This is a genomic window from Rhizomicrobium sp., from assembly GCA_037200045.1.
Lineage (GTDB): Bacteria > Pseudomonadota > Alphaproteobacteria > Micropepsales > Micropepsaceae > Rhizomicrobium.
This window is the reverse complement of sequence record JBBCHM010000001.1, coordinates 922,249-944,802: the sequence shown is the minus strand read 5'-3', so window position 1 is coordinate 944,802 and position 22,554 is coordinate 922,249. Positions and strand designations below refer to the sequence as shown.

General features: G+C 67.3%; 20 protein-coding genes. 5 read left to right on the top strand and 15 right to left on the bottom strand.

Annotation, left to right across the window (positions count from 1 at the left end; all coding sequences use genetic code 11):
• The first annotated feature begins 1 nt into the window (after window position 1).
• From WDM86_04065 to WDM86_04055, 3 genes are read left to right on the top strand one after another with little or no spacing between them, the layout of a single operon-like run.
• Window positions 2-1,282 carry a dihydrolipoamide acetyltransferase family protein gene (locus WDM86_04065; protein ID MEI9989193.1) on the top strand — a complete coding sequence of 427 codons (1,281 nt, stop codon included), beginning with the start codon at window positions 2-4 and terminating at the stop codon, window positions 1,280-1,282.
• Between the two features lie 3 nt (window positions 1,283-1,285).
• Window positions 1,286-2,680 carry a dihydrolipoyl dehydrogenase gene (gene lpdA, locus WDM86_04060; GenBank protein MEI9989192.1) on the top strand — a complete coding sequence of 465 codons (1,395 nt, stop codon included), beginning with the start codon at window positions 1,286-1,288 and terminating at the stop codon, window positions 2,678-2,680.
• A 12-nt stretch (window positions 2,681-2,692) separates the two neighbouring features.
• A complete protein-coding gene (locus WDM86_04055; protein ID MEI9989191.1) occupies window positions 2,693-4,834 on the top strand; it encodes a malate synthase G in 2,142 nt (713 codons plus the stop codon).
• A 4-nt stretch (window positions 4,835-4,838) separates the two neighbouring features.
• On the opposite strand, the gene WDM86_04050 is transcribed toward WDM86_04055, so the two are convergent.
• On the bottom strand, window positions 4,839-5,957 hold the full coding sequence (locus tag WDM86_04050) for an NAD(P)-dependent alcohol dehydrogenase (protein MEI9989190.1): 1,119 nt from the start codon (window positions 5,955-5,957) through the stop codon (window positions 4,839-4,841).
• Between the two features lie 282 nt (window positions 5,958-6,239).
• Between WDM86_04050 and WDM86_04045 the strand changes: the two genes are divergently transcribed.
• Together WDM86_04045 and WDM86_04040 are read left to right on the top strand one after the other, a co-directional pair.
• Window positions 6,240-8,060 (top strand): RiPP maturation radical SAM C-methyltransferase, encoded by a 1,821-nt coding sequence (locus WDM86_04045; GenBank protein MEI9989189.1) that lies wholly within the window; start codon window positions 6,240-6,242, stop codon window positions 8,058-8,060.
• Window positions 8,061-8,115: 55 nt separating this feature from the next.
• Window positions 8,116-9,567 (top strand): class I SAM-dependent methyltransferase, encoded by a 1,452-nt coding sequence (locus WDM86_04040; protein MEI9989188.1) that lies wholly within the window; start codon window positions 8,116-8,118, stop codon window positions 9,565-9,567.
• Window positions 9,568-9,578: 11 nt separating this feature from the next.
• Here WDM86_04040 and WDM86_04035 read toward each other — a convergent pair whose 3' ends face one another.
• From WDM86_04035 to WDM86_03970, 14 genes are all read right to left on the bottom strand, one after another.
• Window positions 9,579-11,519, bottom strand: a complete 1,941-nt coding sequence (locus WDM86_04035; protein MEI9989187.1) for an asparagine synthase-related protein — start codon at window positions 11,517-11,519, stop codon at window positions 9,579-9,581.
• A 2-nt stretch (window positions 11,520-11,521) separates the two neighbouring features.
• On the bottom strand, window positions 11,522-11,857 hold the full coding sequence (locus WDM86_04030) for a PqqD family peptide modification chaperone (GenBank protein MEI9989186.1): 336 nt from the start codon (window positions 11,855-11,857) through the stop codon (window positions 11,522-11,524).
• A gap of 28 nt (window positions 11,858-11,885) precedes the next feature.
• Window positions 11,886-12,038 (bottom strand): hypothetical protein, encoded by a 153-nt coding sequence (locus tag WDM86_04025; protein MEI9989185.1) that lies wholly within the window; start codon window positions 12,036-12,038, stop codon window positions 11,886-11,888.
• A gap of 208 nt (window positions 12,039-12,246) precedes the next feature.
• Window positions 12,247-12,720: a lasso peptide biosynthesis B2 protein gene (locus WDM86_04020; protein ID MEI9989184.1), complete on the bottom strand. Its 474-nt coding sequence runs from the start codon at window positions 12,718-12,720 to the stop codon at window positions 12,247-12,249.
• Window positions 12,717-13,661, bottom strand: coding sequence for a hypothetical protein (locus WDM86_04015; GenBank protein ID MEI9989183.1), 945 nt, complete (start codon window positions 13,659-13,661; stop codon window positions 12,717-12,719). The genes WDM86_04020 and WDM86_04015 overlap by 4 nt, the downstream gene beginning before the upstream one ends.
• Window positions 13,662-13,815: 154 nt before the next feature.
• Window positions 13,816-14,274, bottom strand: a complete 459-nt coding sequence (locus tag WDM86_04010) for a spore coat protein U domain-containing protein (GenBank protein ID MEI9989182.1) — start codon at window positions 14,272-14,274, stop codon at window positions 13,816-13,818.
• 38 nt (window positions 14,275-14,312) lie between these two features.
• Window positions 14,313-16,628: a fimbria/pilus outer membrane usher protein gene (locus WDM86_04005; protein MEI9989181.1), complete on the bottom strand. Its 2,316-nt coding sequence runs from the start codon at window positions 16,626-16,628 to the stop codon at window positions 14,313-14,315.
• A complete protein-coding gene (locus WDM86_04000) occupies window positions 16,625-17,353 on the bottom strand; it encodes a fimbria/pilus periplasmic chaperone (protein ID MEI9989180.1) in 729 nt (242 codons plus the stop codon). The genes WDM86_04005 and WDM86_04000 overlap by 4 nt, the downstream gene beginning before the upstream one ends.
• An 11-nt stretch (window positions 17,354-17,364) precedes the next feature.
• On the bottom strand, window positions 17,365-17,847 hold the full coding sequence (locus WDM86_03995; GenBank protein ID MEI9989179.1) for a spore coat U domain-containing protein: 483 nt from the start codon (window positions 17,845-17,847) through the stop codon (window positions 17,365-17,367).
• A gap of 236 nt (window positions 17,848-18,083) precedes the next feature.
• The gene (locus WDM86_03990) at window positions 18,084-18,275 is read right to left on the bottom strand and encodes a hypothetical protein (protein ID MEI9989178.1); all 192 of its coding nucleotides are present in this window, start codon (window positions 18,273-18,275) and stop codon (window positions 18,084-18,086) included.
• 26 nt (window positions 18,276-18,301) lie between these two features.
• Window positions 18,302-20,482 carry an EAL domain-containing protein gene (locus WDM86_03985; GenBank protein MEI9989177.1) on the bottom strand — a complete coding sequence of 727 codons (2,181 nt, stop codon included), beginning with the start codon at window positions 20,480-20,482 and terminating at the stop codon, window positions 18,302-18,304.
• Between the two features lie 200 nt (window positions 20,483-20,682).
• Window positions 20,683-21,210, bottom strand: a complete 528-nt coding sequence (msrA, locus tag WDM86_03980; protein ID MEI9989176.1) for a peptide-methionine (S)-S-oxide reductase MsrA — start codon at window positions 21,208-21,210, stop codon at window positions 20,683-20,685.
• Complete coding sequence (msrB, locus tag WDM86_03975) at window positions 21,207-21,668, bottom strand: peptide-methionine (R)-S-oxide reductase MsrB (protein MEI9989175.1); 462 nt, start codon at window positions 21,666-21,668, stop codon at window positions 21,207-21,209. The genes msrA and msrB overlap by 4 nt, the downstream gene beginning before the upstream one ends.
• A gap of 14 nt (window positions 21,669-21,682) precedes the next feature.
• Window positions 21,683-22,546, bottom strand: a complete 864-nt coding sequence (locus tag WDM86_03970) for an aldo/keto reductase (protein MEI9989174.1) — start codon at window positions 22,544-22,546, stop codon at window positions 21,683-21,685.
• Window positions 22,547-22,554 lie beyond the last annotated feature (8 nt).

The window sequence follows — 22,554 nt, the reverse complement described above, 5'->3', positions numbered from 1 at the left end:
GATGGGTCGATATGTGTTCAAGCTTCCCGATGTCGGCGAAGGCACGGCGGAAGCGGAGATCGTGGCCTGGCACGTCAAGGTCGGCGACGAGATCCACGAAGACCAGAACATGGTCGATGTGATGACCGACAAGGCGACAGTCGAGATGACCTCGCCGGTCACCGGCAAGGTCGTCGCGCTGCACGGCGAGCCGGGCCAGATGGCGTCGGTCGGATCGCCGCTGGTCGAGCTCGAAGTCGAGGGCGCGGGAAACGCCAAGGGCAACAGCCAGGCGGCGCCACAGAAGAAGGCCGAGGCCATCGCGAAGCCGGTCGCCGCGCCGGCGGCGCCGAAACCGGAAAAGGTCGCGGCGAAACCCGTCGCGCGCGAGGCCGTGCATCCGGCCACCTTCGTGCTGGAGGAAGGCGACAGGCCGCTCGCCGCGCCGGCGGTGCGCCAGCGCGCCCGCGACCGCGGCGTCGATCTGCGGCTGGTGCCGGGCACGGGACCGGCCGGCCGCATCACCCATGAGGACCTGGACGCCTATATCGCCGCGGGCGGGCGCGTCGCGGCGCGCGGCGGCGGCACGTCTTACGCGCTGCGCGAGGGCGTCGAGGAGGTGAAGGTCATCGGCCTGCGCCGCCGCATCGCCGAGAGCATGCAGAATTCCAAGCGGCGCATTCCGCATTTCGCCTATGTCGAGGAAATCGACATGACGGAACTGGAGGATTTGCGCGCGCATCTGAACAAGACCAAGCGCGACGACCAGCCGAAGCTGAACGTGCTGCCGTTCCTGATGCGGGCGCTGGTGAAAGTGCTGCCGGCCTATCCGCAGATCAATGCGCGGTTCGACGACGAGGCCGGCGTGGTGCACCGCCACGCGGCCGTCCATATCGGCATCGCGACGCAGACCGCGAACGGGCTGATCGTGCCCGTGGTCCGCCATGCCGAAGCGCGCGACGTTTGGGACAGCGCGCTCGAAGTCGCGCGGGTCTCCGCCGCGGCGCGCGAGAACAAGGCGTCGAAGGAAGAACTCACCGGCTCGACCATCACCATCACCAGCTTGGGCGCGCTGGGTGGCGTGGCGACCACGCCGGTCATCAACTATCCGGAGGTCGGCATCATCGGGCCGAACGCGATCATCGAGCGCCCCGTCGTGCGCGGCGGCCAGATCGTGGTGCGCAAGATGATGAACCTGTCCTCGTCCTTCGACCACCGCGTGGTCGACGGCTTCGACGCGGCGGAGTTCATCCAGAAGATCAAGGCGCTGCTGGAACACCCCGCCACGCTGTTCATGGATTGAGCGATGACCGAGAAGATCACCACCAAGGTCCTCATCGTGGGCGGCGGGCCGGGCGGCTATGTCGCCGGCATCCGTTGCGGCCAGCTCGGCCTCGACACCGTGCTGGTGGAGGCGGAGCGGCTGGGCGGGACATGCCTCAATGTCGGCTGTATTCCTTCCAAGGCGATCATCCATGTCGCGGGGGAGTTCGAGGCGATGGCGCATGCGGCAAAGGCGCCGCTGAACGGCATCTCGCTCGCCAGCGCGCCGGCCATCGATTTCGCCGAGACCGTGAAGTGGAAAGACGGCGTGGTGAAGCGGCTCAACACCGGCGTGGCCGGGCTGCTCAAGCGCGCCAAGGTGCGGGTGGTCGAGGGCTGGGCGAATTTCTCCGACGCCAAGACCTGCACGGTGAAGACCAGGGACGGCGAGGTCACGATCGCGGCCGAGCATGTCATCCTTGCCAACGGCTCGGTGCCGGTGGAGCTGCCGTTCCTGAAATTCGGCGGCAAGGTGATCTCGTCGACGCAGGCGCTGTCGCTGCCCGTGCTGCCGAAGAAGCTGGCGGTGGTCGGCGCCGGCTATATCGGGCTGGAGCTTGGCATCGCGTTTCGCAAGCTGGGCGTGGAGGTCACGGTGGTCGAGGCGCTGGACCGCATCCTGCCGCTCTATGACGCGCAGCTTGTCGCGCCCGTCGCCAAATGGCTGGAGAAGAACGGCGTCACGTTGCATCTCGGCGCCAAGGCGAAGGGTCTCGGCGACGCCGGCCTTGCGGCGGAGCTGAAGGACGGCGGCACCGTCGATATCGCGGCGGACAATATTCTCGTAACGGTGGGGCGCCGGCCAGCGACCGAAGGCTGGGGGCTGGAGAACATGGCGGTCGATCTGGACGGCCGTTTCGTCAAAGTGGACGACCAGTGCCGCACGGCGATGAAGAACGTGTGGGCGGTGGGCGACCTCGTCGGCGAGCCGATGCTGGAGCACAAGGCCGCCACGCAGGGCGAGATGGTCGCCGAGATCATCGCCGGGCATAAGCGCCGCTTCGATCCCGTCACTATCGCGGCCGTCTGCTTCACCGAGCCGGAGATCGTCAGCGCCGGGATGAGTCCGCACGAGGCGGGCGAAGAGGACGTGATCACCGCCGTGTTCCCGTTCATGGCGAACGGACGGGCGCTGTCGATGGACGGCGGCGACAATGGCGGCTTCGTGCGCATTCTGGCCCGCAAGTCGGATCATCGCGTGCTCGGCATCCAGGCGGTCGGAGCGCATGTCAGCGAGTTGTCGAACGAGTTCTCCCTCGCGCTGGAGATGGGCGCGGTGCTGGAGGACATTGCCGGCGCGATCCATGTCCATCCGACGCTGGGCGAGGCGTTCCACGAATCCGCCCTGCGCGCGCTCGGGCACGCCATCCACATTTAAGGCAGCAAGATCATGACCGAGATGTTGGACAAAGCCGGCCTTGGCGTCGCCGCGCCGCTGGTGCGGTTGATCGAAGACCAGGTTCTGCCGGCGACCGGCCTCGAACCGGACAGGTTCTGGAGTGGTGTGGCGGCGATCTTCGCGCGCTTCGCTCCGCTCAACCGGGCGCTTCTTGCGAAGCGCGACGAGCTGCAGCGGACGATAGACGCCTGGCACGAGGCGCGCCGCGACCGGGCGTTCGATGCTGCGGAGTACCAGACCTTTCTGCGCGACATCGGCTATCTGGTCGAGGAGCCCCGGCCCTTCGCGATCACATCGGTCAAGGTCGATGACGAGGTGGCGCGGCTGGCCGGACCGCAACTGGTCGTGCCGGTGCTGAACGCGCGCTTTTTGCTCAATGCGGTCAACGCGCGCTGGGGCAGTCTCTATGACGCGCTGTACGGGACCGACGCCCTTGCGGGCCCGCGCAAATCCGGCAGCTATGATCCGGAGCGCGGGGCGCTGGTGATCGCGCGGGCCAAGGAATTTCTCGATGCGGCGGTTCCGCTCGCTACGGGGAGCCATACCGCCGCGACCGGTTACACCATTGAAGGCGGCGCATTACGGCCCGCGCTGAAAGACCCGGCGGCGCTGGCCGGCTATAGCGGCGATCCGGCGAACCCGGCATCCATCCTGCTCAAGCACAACGGCCTGCATATCGAGCTGCTGCTGGATCGTGCGCATCCCATCGGCAAGACCGATCGCGCCGGCGTGGCGGATGTGGTTCTGGAATCGGCGCTGACGACCATCGTCGATCTGGAGGATTCCATCGCGGCGGTCGATGCGGACGACAAGGTCGCGGCTTATGCCAATTGGCTGGGCGTGATGCGCGGCGACCTGGAGGCCAGCTTCGACAAGGGCGGGCGGGCGATGACCCGCACGCTCCATCCCGACCGGGTGTTCGCGGCGCCAAGCGGCGGGACGCTCACCTTGCCGGGCCGTTCGCTGCTGTTCGTGCGCAATGTCGGCCATCTGATGACCACGCCGGCCGTGCTGCTGGCCGATGGCAGCGAGGCGCCGGAAGGCATCCTCGATGCCATCGTCACCAGCCTGGTCGGGCTCTTCGATGTCAAAGGCCTTGGCCGTCACAGGAGCAGCCGCGCCGGCTCCATCTACATCGTCAAGCCGAAGATGCATGGGCCGCAGGAAGCGGCGTTCACGAACGATCTGTTCGATGCCGTGGAGGACCTCTTGGGGCTCGAGCCTCATACGGTGAAGGTCGGCGTGATGGACGAGGAGCGGCGGACCTCCGCGAACCTCGCGGCATGCATCGAAGCGGTCAAAGGCCGGCTGGTGTTCATCAACACCGGATTCCTCGACCGCACGGGCGACGAAATCCATACCTCGATGCGCGCCGGCGCGATGGTGCGCAAGGGACAGATGCGCAGCGAGACCTGGATCCAGGCCTATGAGGACCGCAATGTGCGGATCGGCCTGGCCTGCGGCCTCGCGGGCAAGGCGCAGATCGGCAAGGGGATGTGGGCGGCGCCGGACCGCATGGCCGACATGCTGGAGCAGAAGATCGGCCATCCGCGCGCCGGCGCGAACACCGCCTGGGTACCGAGCCCGACGGCGGCGACGCTGCATGCCCTGCACTATCACCAGGTCGATGTTTTCGCCCGGCAGAAGGAGATCGCCAGCGAGGCCGTTCCGCCGCTCGACGACCTTCTGAAGATTCCCGTCGCGCCGGGGCGCAACTGGCCGGCGGCGGAGATCCGTGAGGAACTCGACAACAACGCGCAGGGCATCCTCGGCTATGTCGTGCGCTGGGTGGACCAGGGGATCGGCTGCTCCAAGGTGCCGGACATCCACGATGTCGGGCTGATGGAGGATCGCGCGACGCTGCGCATCTCGTCCCAGCATATGGCCAACTGGCTGCTGCACGGCGTGTGCACGGCTGAGGAGGTCGAGGCGGCGCTGCGGCGCATGGCGGCCAAGGTCGATGGGCAGAACGCAGGCGATCCGGCCTATCGGCCGATGGCGGGGCATGAGAGCGAGAGCCTCGCGTTCCAGGCGGCGCGCGCGCTGGTGTTCGAGGGCGTCGGCCAGCCCAATGGCTATACCGAGCCGCTCTTGCATGCCTTCCGCGCGCGCGTGAAGGCGCGCGGCGGTTGATGCGTCAGGCCGGCATGCGGATCACCGGCTTGATGACCTTGCCGCTCTCGCTGTCATGCGCGGCCCGGTTGATGTCGTTCAGCTCGTAGACCTTCACCAGCTTCTCGAAGGGAAAGCGGCCCTGGCGGTGCAGCTCGATGAGCGCGGGGATGAATTGGTCCGGCACCGCGTCGCCTTCGAGGATGCCGCGCAGCGTGCGGCCGCCGGTCATCAGCCAGCCGAGATCGACCGCCGTGGTCGCGCCCGGCGCCGCGCCGCCGACGAAGCCGCAGGTGCCGCGATGAGCCAGGACCTGCATCGCCGTGGCCATGACCTTGTCCGTGCCCGTGGCGTCCAGCGCGAAATCCACGCCCTTCCCCGATGTCGCGGCCATGATCTGCGCGACCTGATCAGGCGCGCGGCCGCTCACGACATCCGTCGCGCCGAGCTCGCGCGCCAGGTCCAGCCGGCTGTCGAACAGATCGACCGCGACGATCGTCGTCGCGCCGACGATCCGGGCGGCCATGATCGCGGCCATGCCGACCGCGCCGGCGCCGAACACCGCCAGGCTTTGGCCGACCCCGACCTTGAGCGCGTTGATCACCGCGCCGGCACCCGTCGGCAGGCCGCAGCCGAACGGCCCCAGCAATTCCAGCGGCGCGTCCTTGGGAACCTTGATCGCGTTGCGCTCGCTCGCCAGGGCATAGGTCGCGAAGGACGACTGGCCAAAGAAATGGTCGTGGATGGGGCCGTCCGCGCCATGCGTCGCGGTCGAGCCGTCTTCGCGCGCGCCGCCGAAGCAGAGCGGCATGATCAACTCGCAATAGGCGGGCTCGCCGCGCAGGCAGCGGGAACAACGGCCGCAAGACATGAAGGTGAGGACCACCGGATCGCCTGGCTGGAGCTTGTGCACCGCGGAGCCGACCCGCTCCACCACGCCGGCGCCCTCGTGCCCCAGCACCATCGGATGCGGCATGTGCGGGCCGTCCTTGGTCTTCAGATCGGTGTGGCACATGCCGGCGGCGACGATCCGGACCAGGACCTCGTCCGGCCGGGGCGGCTCGAGCTTCAATTGCTCGATGCTGAAGGGCTCGCCGGGCCGGCGCGCCACCGCGGCGGTAATGGTCAGCAGATCGGCGTTCATGAACCCACCCCTAAGAGATCATCGTCCCTGGAAATCGTCTCGCAGCGCGCAAATCAAGGCCGCGCCGCCATAAAGCCTTATCGCGGGCACTATGCATAGCACGACCTCGGCTATGTCGGCGGCCGGACAAAGGGAACTTTGACGGCCGCGATCACTTTCGACGGCCATTGGAGTATTTATGTATTTTGCTGCAATATAGAAAAACTGGGGCGTGCATCAGTGATCTGTTGTCCGGATAAATACAAACCGGTCCCGCCGGGCATCCGCCGGTTTGGAGGCTCCATGCCCCTTGAAGACGAAGACCGGCCGGACGTCTGCCTCGTTGTCCCGCCCTTCGACGCGATCAATTTTCCGGCGCTCGGCCCCTCGGTGCTTGCCGCGGCATGCCGCGCGCGCGGCCTTCGGACCGAGCTTCTGTATGGCAGCATGCTGCTGGCCTCGCGGATCGGCTACGAGGCCTACAAGGCGGTGTGCGATTCGCCGATGAGCCTGCTTCTGGGCGAACATCTCTTTCTGCCACATGCCTATCCCGAGACGCCGGAGCGCCCGCTGGCGCGGCCGGCCCGGCTTCCTAAAGAGCTTCGGGACCTGCGCGACCGGCTGGCGCCCGCCATCGGTCCCTATCAGGAGGCGCTGGCGCGCCGCATCGTCGCGCTCAATCCGCGCATTCTCGGCATCTCTTCCACCTTCCAGCAGAATCTCGCGGCGGCGGGGCTGGCGCTCCTGGTCAAGCAGGCGGCGCCGCATATCGTCGTCGTCATGGGCGGAGCCAATGTCGCCGGCCCGATGGGCACGGGCCTGGCGGGCGTCTTCCCCTGGATCGATCATCTCTTCGTCGGCGAAGCCGATTTCGAATTTCCGGATTTCTGCGAGCGCCTGGTGCGCGACAACGTCAGGCCGCAAGAGAGGCTCGTCAAATGCGCGCCGATCGACGATTTCACCCGCGTCTTCGCGCCGGACTTTTCCGACTATTTTTCGGCGCTGCGCCAATTCCAGCGCGATGGGCTCTTGCCGCCGGAGCTTCCGGAGTTTCTCACCATGGAGAGCTCGCGCGGCTGCTGGTGGGGCGAGAAGCATCACTGCACGTTCTGCGGCCTGAACGGCGAGGGCATGGAATTCCGCCAGAAGCCCGCCGGCCGCGTGCTGGACGAGATCCGGACGCTGACGTCGGCCTGGGACGCCAAGCGGTTCTTCCTGGCGGACAACATCATGCCGCTCGGCTATTTCAAGACGCTGCTGCCGGCGCTCGCGGCCTGGCCGGAACGCCCGAGGCTGTTCTACGAGGTGAAGGCCAATCTGCGCGACGAGCAGATCCAGGCCATGGCGAAGGCCGGCATCGACGCGATCCAGCCCGGCATCGAATCGCTGTCCTCGAATGTCCTGAAGCTGATGCGCAAGGGCGTGTCGGGGCTGCAGAACCTTTCCCTGCTGCGCTCCTGCAAGTCGATGGGGACACGGGTGGCGTGGAACTATCTGTACGGGCTGCCGGGCGAAAGCCTCGAAGACTATGAATCGGTGCTGCGGCTGATGCCGAAGATCGAGCATCTCCAGCCGCCGTCCGGCCTGAACCGGATCATCGTCGATCGCTTCAGCCCCTATCACAACACGCCGGAGCAGTTCGGCATCGAAAGCATCGCGCCGGTCCGGGGCTATGAGGGGCTTTATCCCGCCGACGCGCCGCTGGCCGACATCGCCTATCATTTCACCGGCAGCTATTCGACGCCGCTGCTGGAGGACAAGGACACGCTCGCCAGGCTGCAACTGGCGATCGGGGTGTGGAAGCATCAATGGTCGCGGATGGATCGCCTGCCGGCGTTGCGCGTCGTGGACAATGGCGGCGGCGACCTCGCGATCGCCGACACAAGGCGCGTCGCCGTCGCGGGCCTCACCGTCCTGCCCCGCCGGATGTTCGAGGTGCTGAAATATTTCGAGCGGCCCCGGCCGTCCGAGGGACTGGACGGCGCGATGGCCAACGATGTGCGGTTTCTTCTCGAACGGCATTTCGTGGTGGAGCATGAGGGGCTGCTGCTGGCCGTCGTGACGCGGTCCCACGCGCCCGTGCGGCGCGAAGCGCTGCATCCCGTGGCGGAAGCGGCGGCCTGACATGATATCGGAAAGCGGCGACGCGAGTTTCCGGCCACGCGAGGCAGAACGGTCGATGACCGTCGCGCTGGCGCACGAGGCGGCTGGGCAAGCCGGCGAAGCGCTCGCGGCGGCATGGACCCTCCTGGACGCCGCGCCGGACGATCGGCAGGCGAAGGCGCTCGTCGCGCGCCTGCTTCTGGACAGCCCGGATCTGATCGCGCCGGACAGGGCGTCGTCCTTGCATGCCCTCTTGGGCGACGCGGAGGTCGATCCGTGGTTCATCGGCCCGGCCGGTTGGATTCTGCTTTCGCGCGAAACGCCTCTCCTGCGGGCGTCGGCGGCGCCGGCCGATGTGGCGCGGTGGCTGGAGACCAACCTGTTGGCCCAGCAGTTGCTGCGCGAGACGCATGTCACGAATCTGGATGTCGAAATTTCCCTGACGGCGCTTCGCCGCTGGCTGCTGTTGACGGATTGCTGGCCCGCGTTTCCGCGTTCGGTCGCGGCGCTGGCGGCGCAGACCGTTCGAAACGACGGCGCCTGGCTTTTCGATGCCGAAGAGGAAGAACGCCTCGGCACGCAAGGCGACGCGGACATCGCGCGCGCCTACCGGCCGCCGCCGCCGCCTTTCGCCGTCGCGCGGCCGGCCCATGCCGACCCGACAACCCGCGCTGTCGCGGGTCAATACGAATCCTGGCCGTATCCGGCGTGGTCTCGCATCATGGTCTCCAAGACCACAATCCTGCCGCGCTTGCTCGAGAAACTCGACCCCGGCGGCCCGGGCGGCGCGCCCCTGCGAGCGGAGATCCTGGTCGCCGGCTGCGGCACCGGGCGCGAGGCGGCGATCTGGGCGCGCCAATGTCCGGACGCCGACATAACGGCGATCGACATAAGCGAGGCCAGCCTGCGCTACGGAGCGGAGCGCTGCGCGGCGGCGGGATTGCGCAATATCACGTTTCTCGCGCTCGATCTTCACGACGTCGCGTCGCTGCAAACCCGGTTTGACGCCATCATCTGCAGCGGCGTGCTCCATCACCTGCCCGATCCGGAGGCCGGATGGGAGGCGCTCCTGCGCGCGCTCAAGCCCGGCGGCGTCATGCGCGTGATGGTCTACAGCGCGGTGGCGCGGCTGCGGATACGGGCGGCGCGGACCCTGATCACCGATCTGGCGGCGCAGCCCGTCGACGCCGATCTGTTGCGCGCGGTGCGGCGGCGCCTGATCGAGAAGGCACCGGCTTTGGTGGCGGGATCGCCCGACTTCTACACGTTGGCCAGCGTGTTCGACCTGCTGCTGCACCGGCATGAAGACGCCTTCGACGTGCCGCGCATTGCGAGGGCGATCGAGAGGCTGGGACTTGTCTTTCTGGGATACGCCCTGCCGCCGCGCCGGCGCGCCGCCCGGTTCCGCGCCGGCACGCCGATCGGCACGCTGTATCGCGATATCGCCGCCTGGGGCCGGCTGGAACGGGACGATCCGTTCCTGTTTTCGCAAATGTACGATTTCTGGTGCCGCAAGCCGCTTTCGTGACGGCCGCGCGATCACATATTGCCGCCGCCGGCCTTGCGCAGGAAATGTCCGACGGCCAAGGCACGCAACAGCACGATGCGATAGGACAGTTCGGTGGAATCCCGCTCCCATCCGTCGCGCGGCCAGTCGGCGGCCAATCCGTGCAGGCGCGCCAGATCGAGCGTCCGGACCGCGGCGGCGCAATCGCCGAGCCGCGCGATTTCTGCCGCGATCGGGACTCGCGCCGCGTTGACGCCTTCATGCCAGTCGGCGCCCTGGCGGCCGCGGCGCCGCTCGTTCAGGACGGCGTCGGGAACGCGATCCGCAAAGGCCCGGCGCGCGAGCGCGCGCGTGACGCCGTTCGAAAGGAACTGCTCCGCCGGCACGCCCAGGCAGAACTCCACCAGCCGCCGGTCGGTCGTCGGATCGCGCTGGTCGATGCCCCAGCCGGCCAGCGTGCCCTTGTTGACGTTTCCCATGTCGACGCGACGCAGCGCCCAAAGCCGCGTCGCAAAGCCGTCCTTGCGCGGCCGATAGGCGAAGTCGAGATCGCGCGACCGCGCCCGGCCCGCCAGGTCGAGCTCCACGAGCCGCTCGGGATGGATGCCGGTATAGGACCGCACATCGAGATCGCGGTGCGCGATGACCCGCTTCAGCCAGAGCCACAGGGGCGCCGGCAATTGCGGGCCGAAGCTGGCGGCGAGCGCGCCCAGCCGACTCATATGGCCGCTGCGGATTACCGCGGCGCATTCGCGATACCAGCTAAGCCAGCGTCCGCGCCCGACCTCCTGCGCCAGGCGCTCGAAGCCGTTGTAGCTGAGCGTCAGGTTTCCCATATAGGCCGGCAGCAATATCGCGATCTTGCGCCGGCGGATCGCGTCGTTGATGGCGCAGATCCAGGCGCCATTGGGCAGATCGCGGACCGGCTGTTCGAACAGGAAGAAATAGCGGTCGAGTTCCGCGAGCAGCGCGGCCGGGTCGCCGCTGATCGCGACATGGTCGATGTTCGGATGGAGCGCCGCCGTCGACGCCGCGAGCGGGCCCTCGTCGCCGATGCGACTCTCGCTTGGCGCGGCCACGTGGCCGTTCCGCGGGACCGCGGTGAAGGCCACGACGCGCCCACCCGACAGCGCCATCTGCCGGGCGGCCGTCGCGGTGACGATGGAGCTGTCGAGCCCCGCGCTCAGATGGGTGGCGACCGTGCCGGACACGCCGCGCAGGCGCGACCGCATCGCCAGATCGACGTAATGGCGCAGCCCCTCCTCATAATCGCCTGCCGTCTTGAAGGACGCGATCGGCCGCGACGGTTCCCAATAGCGGCGGCTCGCAAGGCCCTTGGCGTCGACCGTCACGACGTGGCCGGGCTCGACGCGTTCGATTCCGGCGAAATAGGACGGCGAGCCGGATTCCGGCAGCAGGACGACGAATTCCGCGACACGGTCCTCGTCCGGCGCGCGCGGGATCTCGGCCAGCGCGTGCAGCCCCTTGGGCATGGTCGCAAAGGCGAACAGGCCGGCGGCGCGATGATAGTGCAGCGGCCGCTGGCCCAACGGATCGCGCGCGAGCACCAGGCGGCGGCGCCGCAGATCCCAGACCGCGAAGGCGAAGTCGCCAACGATGCGGTCGAGGCAGCCCGCATCCCAGCGCTCGAAGGCCGCCAGCAGGATCGCCGCGTCGCAGAGCCTGCGCGCGGATGGCTGGGACAGACCGAGCGCGGCGATGAGGTCGTCGCGGTTATCCAGCCGGATGTCGGCCACCAGGACGAGATTGCCGGCAGAACCGACCAGCGGCTGCGTGTCGTGAACGTCTTCGGGCAGCAGGCGAAACAGCGCCCGGCCGACGGCGATGAAGCCGTCGTCCCATTGATCCGCCCTGTCGGGTCCGTAGATCTTCTGCGCCGCCAGCATGCGGGCGCAGGCGGGCGCCGCATCCGACCGGCCGCCGAGACGCCACACGCCGGCGATGGCGGTCATCTCTAGGGGCCGGACGGTTCATTCGCGGGAAGCGCGTCGATCAGGCCTTCCGCGCGCAAGCCTTCGAGCAAAGCGATGACGTCGCTCTCGCAGGTGTCCGGCGCGACGTCGTATTCCTTCGAAAGGGTCGAGCAGATGTCGCAGACATGTACCGGCAGGGCCGCCAGCTCCCACACGCGCGAGCCCACCTTGTTCAGCCCGTAGCAAACCCCTTTTTCGATGTGCAGGGCGACGATCTCGCCGTTGACCTCCGCTTGCACCAGGTTGTTGCTGCGCACCACGAAAGACGCCGGCGTCAGCGGCGCGTCGTTTCCCATCCCCGGAGAGGCGCGGGTCAATGGATACCCGCGACCGGCGCTGGCGCGCTCAACTTAGCAAGATCAGAATTTCGGGACCGAATTGGATTCCCGTTTCCGCCTCGTCGGCGCCGATCCGATGGAAGGCCGGCTTTTCATAGACGCCCGCCGAAGCGGCACCGCTTTGGTCCGCCCGTTCTCGTTGCTCGTCGCTTCTGGCCATTGTGTGTCCTCTAGGTTGTATTTGCGGAAAGTATAGTCGTAATATTATGCGGTCAATGGCACAGTAAAGTTCCCATCATATTGAAATAAATGGAACATATTTACTTAAGATCATGAAACTAAATACAATATACATTCTCGTTATCACTTCATTTATATCACACATCCGATAATAATCTCCAAGCAAGCGTCCTACGGCGCCGGTAGCGTCAAGAGAATGCCGCGCGGCCCGATCGGCCGGCCGGAAATCTCGCCAGGACGGCCATGCCTTCCGCGGCCCTTCCCCCGACGACCGGCACATCGCGATCGCACACCCACACATGCGCCGCGAGGCCTTTCGCGGCGTCGGGCGCGGCGCCATAGAAAAGAACCGACGGGACGCGGCGGCGGTGCAGCATCCACTGCGCCGCCAGCCCTTGCGGAAAACACAGCGGACGCCAGGGAAGGTGGCGGGCGCAGGTAGCCACCGACCAGCGCACGCGCGCGCAGGCCGCTTGCCGCGGCGTGGACGCAGGCGCGGGACCGGATGCGGCGCGCTCCGCCATGGACATGACCGTCCGGAAGGGCAGGAGCCGGATCGCCAGGCTCGCCGCCGACAGCGCGACCAGCGTCTCGCAGAGCAGCAGCCTTTTGCCCGCGCTCGCCGCCGCGACTTCGCGAAGCCGGAACCAGATCCGTCTCACCGCGCGCCCTCCGTCATGGCGTCGTCGAGGATATGGTCTTCGAGCCGCGCGGCCTCGCCGGCGAGTAAACGAAAATCGTGCGGCCAGGGAACGCGGAACACCGGCACGCTGGCCAGCAGCGCGACGCCGCGCGCGAAACGCTGCTCCGCGCCGTCCATCAGGCCGAGATATTCGCGGCGGAAGGTCTGTTCCATGATGGCCTCCAGGGCGTCGGCCCCCGCGAGCCGCGAAATCGCGGGCCGCGGGCCGCTCCCGGAATCGGACAGGACGTAGATTCGATCGAGCAGGAGGCCTTCCTGCGGCGCGTGCAATTTGACCGGCCAGTGATATTTCTCCAGGCCGTCGGCAACCGGTTCCAGCCGATCCACGTCGCGGCCCGAAGCTTCCGCCGAATCGCGCCACAGCCGCAGCCGCGGGATGCCCGACCAGGCGAGCGGGCCGCCCTCCTGCGGAAAGCTCACGGCGCAGACGTCGTCCGACAGGATCTCGTGGCCCTTGTCGTGGTAATGCGCGGCGAGCGTCGATTTGCCGGCGCCGGAGCGTCCGGCGATGGCGACCACGCGGCCCTGCATCACGACGGCGTTGGCGTGCAACGGCAACAAGGCGCGTTGATGGCACAATATGCCGAGCGCCGCGCCGAGCAGATAGGCGCGGACATCGCGCCCCGACGCACCGGCCAGCGCGTCGACGACGATCTCGCGGCCGGCGCGCATGCGAAAGCGCGCGATGACGCCGACGGCAAGCTGGATCTCCTCGTCGCCGACCTGGATGATGGGACCCCGGTAGCGCGCGCCCGGCAGGACGGCGTCCAATGCCGCCCATCGGATTTCGACGACCGGCCCCGGACAGCCCGCGCCGTCAAGGCAGCCGGCCAGTTCGGGAATCGGCTGTTCGGACCGGATGCAAAGGCCGAGCGCGAAATAGGTCCAAGGCAATTCCATACGCATCCTCTCATCGGCTCGGGATCAAGCTTTCGCCGATTCGACACGCAGAACGCCAATGCCACCCTTCGTCACAACAATCTCTTTATTCAATAGTTCCAAAATTTCGCAAAAAATTGTTCGAGACCCTTCGACCGACGCGGGAACTCCGATCTCAATAGGTCACCGTCACCGTGATGCCGTCGCCAAAAAGGCCGAGCGCCGAGAACTGATGAGTCGGAACGCTGCCATAGACCGTGAATGTCGTCAGGGCGAGCCCGCCGCTCGCGGCGTAGGACTGCGTCATCGTCGGGGTCGTGCCGTCGCCCCAGATCGTGGTCAGGGCTGGGCTGGTATAGAGATTGTAATTCAGGCGCGCGGTTCCGAAGGCCATCTTCCTTTGGGCGAAAGTGCCGTTCGTGCCGGCCGACAGCGCGACCGAGAAGCTCGGCAAGGTCGAGCCGAGCACGACCGTGCAGGTCACGGTGATAGTGCCGCTGGAGGTCGCGGCCGTGGCGGCGCCTGGCGAATACAGGCCGAAGGACACCCCGCTGGCCAACACCAGGACCGGATTGAGCGCGACGCCGCAGGCCCCGGCGGACGCCCGCTGCGGCGCCGTCGCGGCGAGAAGCACCAAGCAAAAGGCATATGAGAGAAGACGTAGCCGGCGGATCATATCCCGCCCCCCGTCGCGCAAAGGACCGGCCCGAGCCGGGGGATCGCGTCCCGCGAGGGCGCGGCGGGCGGCGATATTTCGAAACGGCAGGTTTGCGCGCCGTATTCGACCGTGCCCCGCACGGCGTGGGGAAAATCGGCGATGAAGACCTCGCCGCCGCGTCCCACGACGAGCGGTTCGCCGCCGTCGTCCAGCGTGGCGCGCGAGCCGGGCGGCGGCGGCTCGCCGTCCGCCAGGGTGAGAACGACGATCGCGGGATCGCGCGAGGTCGGCGCCAGGTCGACGATCACCCCGCTCATGCGGCGCGGCACGACGATTTTGTCGGTCGTGTCGATGATGGTCGAAAACCCATAGTCGCGCGGGTCGATGGAAATCCGGTTCTCGGTATAGGGCACCAGCCCCGTGATGAGCGCGTCGCCATCCGAATCGGCCGTCGCGACCTGGCGGTTCTCGCGGAAGACGCGGACGTCCGGCGCGCCCGCATGCACCAGCGCGACGGCGCCGTTCGGCACCTGCGTGGCGTACAGCCCGCCGTCCATCGCGACAACCGCGCCCGAGGCGAGGAGCCGCCCCGCGACGCGGCCGTCGGTCGAGGCGATGGCGGCGTCGAGACTGCCATGCGGCTCGATCCAGGTCGCTTCGGCTTGCGCGATGTTGCTGTCGCCGGTCGCCGCGGAGACGCGGTAGCCGAAGCCGCCGTCCGGGTTGACCGATTGGATGAGGCTGACTTCTTCCTCGTTGGCATGGCTTCCGACATGCGCCGTGGCGTCCGCGAGCAGGCTGTCGCCCAGCGCGATGCTGAGAAACGCTTCGGCCGTCCATGTGCGGTTGACGCAGTCGTAGAAGCCCGTCGTGCCGAGATACCAGCCGTCGGCGAACGACACCGTATAGGATGCCGAGGCGAGCCGCGTCGCGTCGCGGCCGTCGCGCCGGATCTCGATCCACGAGACCGCCAGCGAGCCGGCGCGGGCCAGGCCGAGATTGGCGCCAAGCTGAAGCTGCAGCCTGGGCGGCGCGGCGCCGCCGATGGTCGCCATGTCCTCGTAATGGCCCGATGTCGCGCTGACCGAGCCGAAGAACCCGACGGGATAGGATTGCGTGTCGAGCGAGGCCGAATAGAGCATCCCAGTGCGGCGGCCGCCGGCGCTACTGCTCGCCGCCGCGGCGATCCGCATCGCGCCGTAATGTCCGAGCGAGAACGCCGCGCCGCCGCCGGCGAGCTGCACGTCCATCGTGGCCTCGCCATGCGCTTCGAGCGTGAGCCCGCTGGTGACGCCGACGCGGTAGGTTCCGGCCAGCGCCGCGTCGCTGTAGCCGAAGCTTCGTATCCCGTAATCGCGGCGGAGGAATCCGATGTCGAGATCGTAGGACGACAGCCCCGGGCGGAGCAACGCGGCGGTTGCGAAGAACGGCAGCACCGCCGTCGTCTCGCGTCCCAGCACGTCGTGGACCGTGATGCTCGCCTCGCCGCTGCCGGTGACGATGGGAAGATTGTCGATTTCGAAGGGGCCCGGCGCGATTCCGGTCTCGAACACCCGCGCCGCGTTGACGAAGACGTCCACGGTCGCGGGAACCGCCGTCTGACCGAAGAAACTGGGCAACGGAAAGGTGGCGAGATCGGGCCGCAGATCGAAATCGATCGCGACCTGAAGGCCGGCGAAGCGCACCGGGCGCGACCAGTCGAGGCCGCCGGAAATCGCGTCGCCGAACGACCAGCGCCGCATCGAATCCGGCTCGTCGAATTCGGCGGTCGTGTCCAGCCGCGTGACCTGCGTGCCGCCCGGCTGGCTTTGCGTGAAACCGCTCGACGTCAGCGTTCCCAGCGGCGTGAAGAGCGTGCCGCCCAGCGCCGCGCCGAAGCTCGCCGTGTTCCCGACATGGCCGAAATCGTCGACCGTGGCGGCCAGGTCGTAGGTGCCGATGAATCCCGTGCCGGCGGTCGCCGCCTTGGGCGTCGCCGGCGGCGACAGATCGAAGGTCTGCGGCACGAGACGGTCCTTGTCCGCGGTGAGCTGGAGTTTCTGTTCCTGGCCGACGAGTTCGGCGCGCAGGCCGCCGAGCGGCGCCAGGGCGACGAGGCCGTCCGCGTCCACCTCGGCCGGCGCGATCTTGATGCCGGACGCGGCGAGATCGGCGGCATCGACGAAAATCGCGCCGTCCCTGTCGATCACCTTGGCGAGCACGGGACTGGCATGGCCGTTGACCCATATCTCCAGAAGCAAGCGCTCCGCGTCCTTCTTCGCCGCCGCCGCGCCGCACGACAAACCGAACGCCGTCGCCAGGACCGCAAGGCCGGCAAGCGCGAGGTTCACGGAGCGATGGCGACCGGCGCGCGGACCGCCGCATTGTCGCTGTCGTCGCGGCCTTCGATGCGCAAGGTTTCGCCGGGCCTGGGGACCGGCAACGCCACCACCCAGCGCCGCGAGGCGCCGGCGAGGACGTAGGAAATCACGTTCGGCGCGACCGCGACTTTCGCGCCGGCGGAGGTGACGAGGAACATGTCCACGAGCTTTGCGTGGCGCGCGCCGCCATTGCGCGCCGTGAGCGCGACGCCGCCCGGACGGCGTGTCGCGCTCCAGGCCAGATGGGGCGGGGCCGGCGCGGCGGCCGCCACGAACACCGGAACGCTCAATTGCAGCAGCACCCGGACGCGCTGCGACGCCTGCGATTGCGGATCGGGAAGCTCGCTGACGAGGAGACGGTAGTTCTGTTCCCCGGCCGTGGCGCCCCGCCGGATCAGGAGGCGCACGGTCTGGCGCCGCTCGGGAAGAAGGCGCATCACCGGCGGGCTTACGGTCAGCATGTCGCTCGCGCCGAGCTGTTCGCCCCCACCCGTCTGGCGCCAGTCCAGTCCCTGAATCTGGACGGCGACCGGCTCGGTGCCGCGGTTGGTGATGTAGAAGACCGCCCTGTCGCCCCCGGACGGAAGATCGATCGTGGTCGGCGCGATTTCGAACGAGCCGGCCGCCGCCGGCGCGGCCGCCAGCGCCCCCGCCGCCAGCGCCGCCCCGACCCAAACCAGTTTCGGAGCGCGCATGGCCGGCAGACTCAATAGCTCAACGTGACGGTGATGAGATCGGCATAGAGGCCGGCCCCGGGATGCTGGAGCGCCGGAATTCGTCCGTAGACGGTGTAGCTCTGCGGCACGAGCAGCGTGGTGCCGCCGACCGTGGCCGTCGCCAGCGTGCCGTCGCCCCACAGCGTCGTGTGGCCGGGATTGGTGTACATCAGATAGTTGAGCGCGCCGCCGGTGACGATGCCGGTCATCGAACGCGCGGCTTCGGTCGCGCCCGTCCCGGTGCCGACGTCCGGCGAGATCGTGTAGGTGACGCCCGCCGTGCAGGTCGCCGTCACGGTGCTGGTGGTGTCGGTTGGCGTCGCGCTGACGCTCGAATAATTGCCGAAAATCAGATCGGTCGCCGTGACGAGGCAGCCCGATAGGACCGTCGCCGTCACGTTGAAGGTCGTCGTCGACGTCGCCGCCTGGCTTTGCGCGGTGCCGCCGGCCAGAAGCGCGGCCGCGGCCGCCATACGAAGTCCGCAGAGCAGAACCTTGCGGCCGGAGAACCAAAATTCCTTCACATGCATCGGCTGGGCGTCCTTTTCGGTGGCGGCAGGTCGTCCGGCAATTCCATTCGCGGAAAAACAAACTCCCGCATCGGCAACCTGCGCGAGAGTTGTATTATCGTTACAACTACTAACAAGACATTGAAAAGGGAGGGTCGACGTTCATGGATGCAAGGATAGGTGCATGTAGATTGAAAAAATCAGCGGCTTGCATGCCTTTTCTCACGGAAAGTTCCGTATTCAAAATAATTATCAAATATTCGAGTTCCACTATTCTTGCAGAGTTCCATGCGGAACGGCGGATAGCCAGCCGTCACGCGCGCCTGCAATAAATCCGTGTACGGATCGCGTTGGGTTTGTGGCTGGGTGGCGAACCCGATCAGGACGCGCAACAGGGCGCGACCTGACGAAGCGGCGGCTATCCGGCGTTGCGGCGGGGCCTGGCCAGCGTCGCGCCGCGAAAGCCAAAGCGCGTGCCGAATTCCTTCGCCGTCATCGGGCGGCCGAACAAATAGCCCTGCCCTTCCTCGCAACCTTTCTTGCGCAGCCGCGCGAGCTGTTCCTCGGTCTCGACGCCTTCGGCGATCACCTCGCATCCGAAACTGCGCCCGAGATAGAGAATGGCGCGCACGATGGCGGCATCGGTCGGCGATTCGCACATTCCCCGCACGAAACTCTGATCGACCTTGAGCCGGTTCAGAGGATAGCGCTTGAGCATGCTGAGCGAGGCGTATCCGGTGCCGTAGTCGTCGAAGGCGATGCCAACGCCGTCGGCGCGGAGTTCGCGCAAGGGCCCGATCATCTCGTCGTCATGGCGCAGGATGATGTTCTCGGTGATCTCCAGTTCCAGCGCGGACGGCGGCAGCTCGGCATCGGCCAGGGCGGCGCGCACCTTGCGGGCCAGGTCGTTGGCGCGGAACTGCCCCCCGAAAAGGTTGACGCCGACGCGGAACGACGCGGCGCCGTTGGCGCGCCACTCGGCGGCCTGCTTGCACGCCGTGCGGATGGCCCAATCGCCGATCTGCGCGGCCAGCGGGCTCGTTTCCAGCGCCGGAAGAAAGGCGCCCGGCGCGATGATCCCCTTCACCGGATGGCGCCAGCGCAGCAGCGACTCGGCGCCGACCAGCGTCCGGTCGGAAAGGCGGACCTGCGGCTGGTAGAACAGCTCGAACTCGCCCTCCTGATAGGCGCGGCGGAGCTCACCCTGATAGGCGTGGCGCAGGGACGCCGCGCGGCGCAGCGCCGGCGTGAAGAAGCGCCGGCAATGGCGGCCCTCGGCCTTGGCCTGGTAGAGCGCCAGATCGGCGTTGGACAGAAGTTCGTCGCCGCGCGAGCCGTGCGCGGGGAAGATCGCGATGCCGACGCTCGCGCCGATATGGATCGGCTGGCCCTCGATCGTCACGAGCTGCGAAACGCTTTCGATCGCCGCGTCGGCGATCTCGGAGGCGCGGAAGGGATCGCCCATGCCGGGAATGAGGATGGCGAATTCGTCGCCGCCCATGCGGGCGACGGTGTCGTTGGGACGCACGCTCGACAACAGCCGCTGGGCGACGTCGATCAGCACCGCGTCGCCGGCCGAATGGCCCAGGCTGTCATTGACGTCCTTGAAGCCGTCGAGATCGACGAGCATGACGCAGGCCGATTCCTCGGTCTGCAGCACCTGCTCGATGCGGCTCTGGAACAGCATGCGGTTCGGCAATTGCGTCAGCGTATCCAGATGCGCCAGGCGGAACAGCCGCATCTCGTTCTCGTGGCGCTCGGTGACGTCGCGCAGGATCGCTGCGAAGCTCGCGCGCCCCGCCTCGCGCCAGGTCGACACGGAGAGCTCGACGGGGACCGTCGTGCCGTCCTTGCGATGCATCTCGAGCTCGGCGGTGCGCCCTTCCATGAGCGACTCGCCGCTCGCCGCCAGATAGCGCAGCCGTTCCAGGATCCGCTCCGGCGCGATCCGATCGATCGTCTGTCCGCCGATCTCGGCGGCGGAATAGCCGAGAAGCCGTTCCGCCGCCGCGTTCCAGAAGGTCACGCGGCCCTCGTAATCGGCGCAGATGATGGCGTCGGGCGAGGTGGCGGCGATGTTCTCGAAGCGGTTCTGGCTCTCGCGCCGCGCCAGCTCCAGCCGGCGCATTTCGAGCTTGTCCAGCACGAGCGCCGCGAGGTCGCCCAGATTGCGGTGCTCCGCGTCGCTGAAGGCCGCGTGCGGCTTGGTGTCGATGATGCAGAGCGTGCCGATCTTTTCGCCCGAGGGCGTCCGCAACGGCGCGCCGGCGTAGAAACGGATATGCGGCGCGCCGGTGACCAGCGGGTTCTCGCGGAAGCGGTCGTCCTGGGTCGCGTCCGGCACGACCATGATGTCGTCGCCGCGAATGGCGTGGGCGCAAAACGAGACGTCGCGCGAGGTCTCGCAGACGTCCAGACCGATCCGCGCCGCGAAGAACTGCCGCTCCGCCTCCACGAGGGAGACGAGCGCGATCGGCACTTCGAAGACGTTCGCCGCGAGCTGCACGAGGCGTTCGAACCCCGGCTCGGCCAGCGCTTCGTTGATGCCATATTCGTCGAGCGCCGCAAGACGGCGCTCTTCATCGGGATGTAGGGACATACGGTTGGACCTCGCGTCGAGGTACCACCCTAGGTTCTCGAGGCTAACGTCTCGTTAGCGTTTGCCCGCCCGCGATGACGGAACTTTGTGGAACCTTGGTGCTCACGCGCGAAGTCCGCGGAATGCCCGGCGCGCTGATTCCGCCGGGTTCCGGCATCGAATAATATTCGCCATTGCGAGCGCAAAACGCGACGGCGCGCTCACTCGGCCGCGCTGCTGAGCTTTCCGGCGTTGCGATGCGGCAGGACCCAATCCTTGCGGACGAAGTGGCAGGTGTAGCCACTGGGAAATTTCACGAGATAGTCCTGGTGCTCCGGCTCGGCCTCCCAGAACGCGCCGGCCGGCTTGACCTCCGTCACGACCTTGCCCGGCCACAAGCCGGAGGCTTCGACATCGGCGATGGTGTCCAGCGCGACGCGCTTCTGCTCGTCGTTCGTATAGAAGATCGCGGAGCGATAGCTGCGGCCCCGATCATTGCCCTGGCGATCCACCGTCGTGGGATCGTGAATCTGGAAGAAGAATTCCAGGAGATTGCGATAACCGATCTTCGCCGGATCGAAGACGATCTCGACCGCTTCGGCGTGGTCGCCGTGGTTGCGGTAGGTCGCGTTCGGCGTGTCGCCGCCGCTGTAGCCGACGCGCGTGGAGATCACGCCGGGATATTTGCGCAAGAGATCCTGCACGCCCCAAAAGCATCCGCCCGCCAGAATGGCCCGTTCTTCGCTCATGTCTGCCTCCAGTTTTCGGCCGTGAACAGCTTCAGATAGTCGCCATAGCCTTCCTTCTCAAGGTCGGCGAGGGGCACGAAGCGCAGCGCGGCGGAATTGATGCAATAGCGCAGGCCGCCCGCCTCCTCGGGCCCGTCGTCGAACACATGGCCGAGATGGCTGTCGGCGCCGCCCGAGCGGACTTCGGTGCGGCGCATGCCGAGCGTGGTGTCCGAGCGCTCGACGACCTTGCCGCCGGCGACCGGCTTGGTGAAGCTCGGCCAGCCGCAGCCGCTGTCGAACTTGTCCGCCGACGCGAACAAGGGCTCGCCCGACACGATGTCGACATAGAGACCCGGATCCCTGGCGTCCCAGAACGCGTTCTCGAACGGCCGCTCGGTGCCGTTTTTCTGCGTGACGCGATATTGCTCCGGCGAAAGGCGCGCGATGGCGGCCTCGTCTCGCTTGTAGTCCGGCATGATGCTCTCCTTCCTCAGGCGACCTGGCGCCCGGCCCGGTCGAGCGAGGCGAATTCCTCGTCGCTCAGGTGGATGTCGACGGCCGCCACGTTCTCTTCGAGATGGCTGACTTTCGAGGTGCCGGGAATGGGCAGCATCACCGGGCTGCGCTTCAGTACCCAGGCCAGCGCGACCTGGCTCGGGGCCGCCTTGTGCTTCTTGGCGATCGCATCGAGCACCGATCCGGATTTCGCGAGCGTTCCGGACGCTAGCGGAAACCAGGGAATGAATCCGATGCCGTGCTTCTCGCAATAGTCGAGAACAGCCTCGCTGCCGCGATCCACCAGATTGTAGCGGTTCTGGACCGTGGCGACCTTGAACACTTTCGAGGCGGCCTCGATATCGGCGACCGAGACTTCGCTCAAGCCGGCGTGCTTGATCAGCCCGTCCTTCAGCAGCGATTTGATCGCGCCGAACTGCTCGCCGGCCGGCACCTTGGGATCGATGCGATGCAGCTGCCACAGGCCGATCTGCTCGACGCCGAGCTGCTTGAGGCTCTTATGCGCTTCCTTGACGAGGTAGTCGGGCCGGCCATTCATCGTCCAGACATTCGGACCGGAGCGCTCGAAGCCGCCCTTGGTCGCGACCAATATGCCTTTGTAGGGATGCAGCGCCTCGTGGATGAGCTTCTCGGACACGTCGGGGCCGTAGGAGTCCGCCGTGTCGATGAAGTTCACGCCGAGTTCGGGAAGCCGCTTCAGCGTGCGCAGGCATTCGGCGCGGTCGGCGGGCTCGCCCCAGATGCCGTCGCCGGTGATGCGCATGGCACCGAAGCCCAGACGATGAACCTCGATATCGCCGCCGATTTTGAAACTGCCGGATTGTGCCGCGTTGGCCATGATGGGCT

Coding starts and splice junctions, on each gene's coding strand:
- WDM86_03985 (MEI9989177.1), bottom strand. CDS start 20,482: ATGTCCCTACATCCCGATGAAGAGCGCCGTCTTGCGGCGCTCGACGAA.
- WDM86_04055 (MEI9989191.1), top strand. CDS start 2,693: ATGACCGAGATGTTGGACAAAGCCGGCCTTGGCGTCGCCGCGCCGCTG.
- lpdA (MEI9989192.1), top strand. CDS start 1,286: ATGACCGAGAAGATCACCACCAAGGTCCTCATCGTGGGCGGCGGGCCG.
- WDM86_04000 (MEI9989180.1), bottom strand. CDS start 17,353: ATGCGCGCTCCGAAACTGGTTTGGGTCGGGGCGGCGCTGGCGGCGGGG.
- WDM86_04025 (MEI9989185.1), bottom strand. CDS start 12,038: ATGGCCAGAAGCGACGAGCAACGAGAACGGGCGGACCAAAGCGGTGCC.
- WDM86_04015 (MEI9989183.1), bottom strand. CDS start 13,661: ATGGAATTGCCTTGGACCTATTTCGCGCTCGGCCTTTGCATCCGGTCC.
- WDM86_04040 (MEI9989188.1), top strand. CDS start 8,116: ATGACCGTCGCGCTGGCGCACGAGGCGGCTGGGCAAGCCGGCGAAGCG.
- WDM86_03970 (MEI9989174.1), bottom strand. CDS start 22,546: ATGGCCAACGCGGCACAATCCGGCAGTTTCAAAATCGGCGGCGATATC.
- msrA (MEI9989176.1), bottom strand. CDS start 21,210: ATGAGCGAAGAACGGGCCATTCTGGCGGGCGGATGCTTTTGGGGCGTG.
- msrB (MEI9989175.1), bottom strand. CDS start 21,668: ATGCCGGACTACAAGCGAGACGAGGCCGCCATCGCGCGCCTTTCGCCG.
- WDM86_03995 (MEI9989179.1), bottom strand. CDS start 17,847: ATGGCGGCCGCGGCCGCGCTTCTGGCCGGCGGCACCGCGCAAAGCCAG.
- WDM86_04050 (MEI9989190.1), bottom strand. CDS start 5,957: ATGAACGCCGATCTGCTGACCATTACCGCCGCGGTGGCGCGCCGGCCC.
- WDM86_04045 (MEI9989189.1), top strand. CDS start 6,240: ATGCCCCTTGAAGACGAAGACCGGCCGGACGTCTGCCTCGTTGTCCCG.
- WDM86_04065 (MEI9989193.1), top strand. CDS start 2: ATGGGTCGATATGTGTTCAAGCTTCCCGATGTCGGCGAAGGCACGGCG.
- WDM86_04035 (MEI9989187.1), bottom strand. CDS start 11,519: ATGACCGCCATCGCCGGCGTGTGGCGTCTCGGCGGCCGGTCGGATGCG.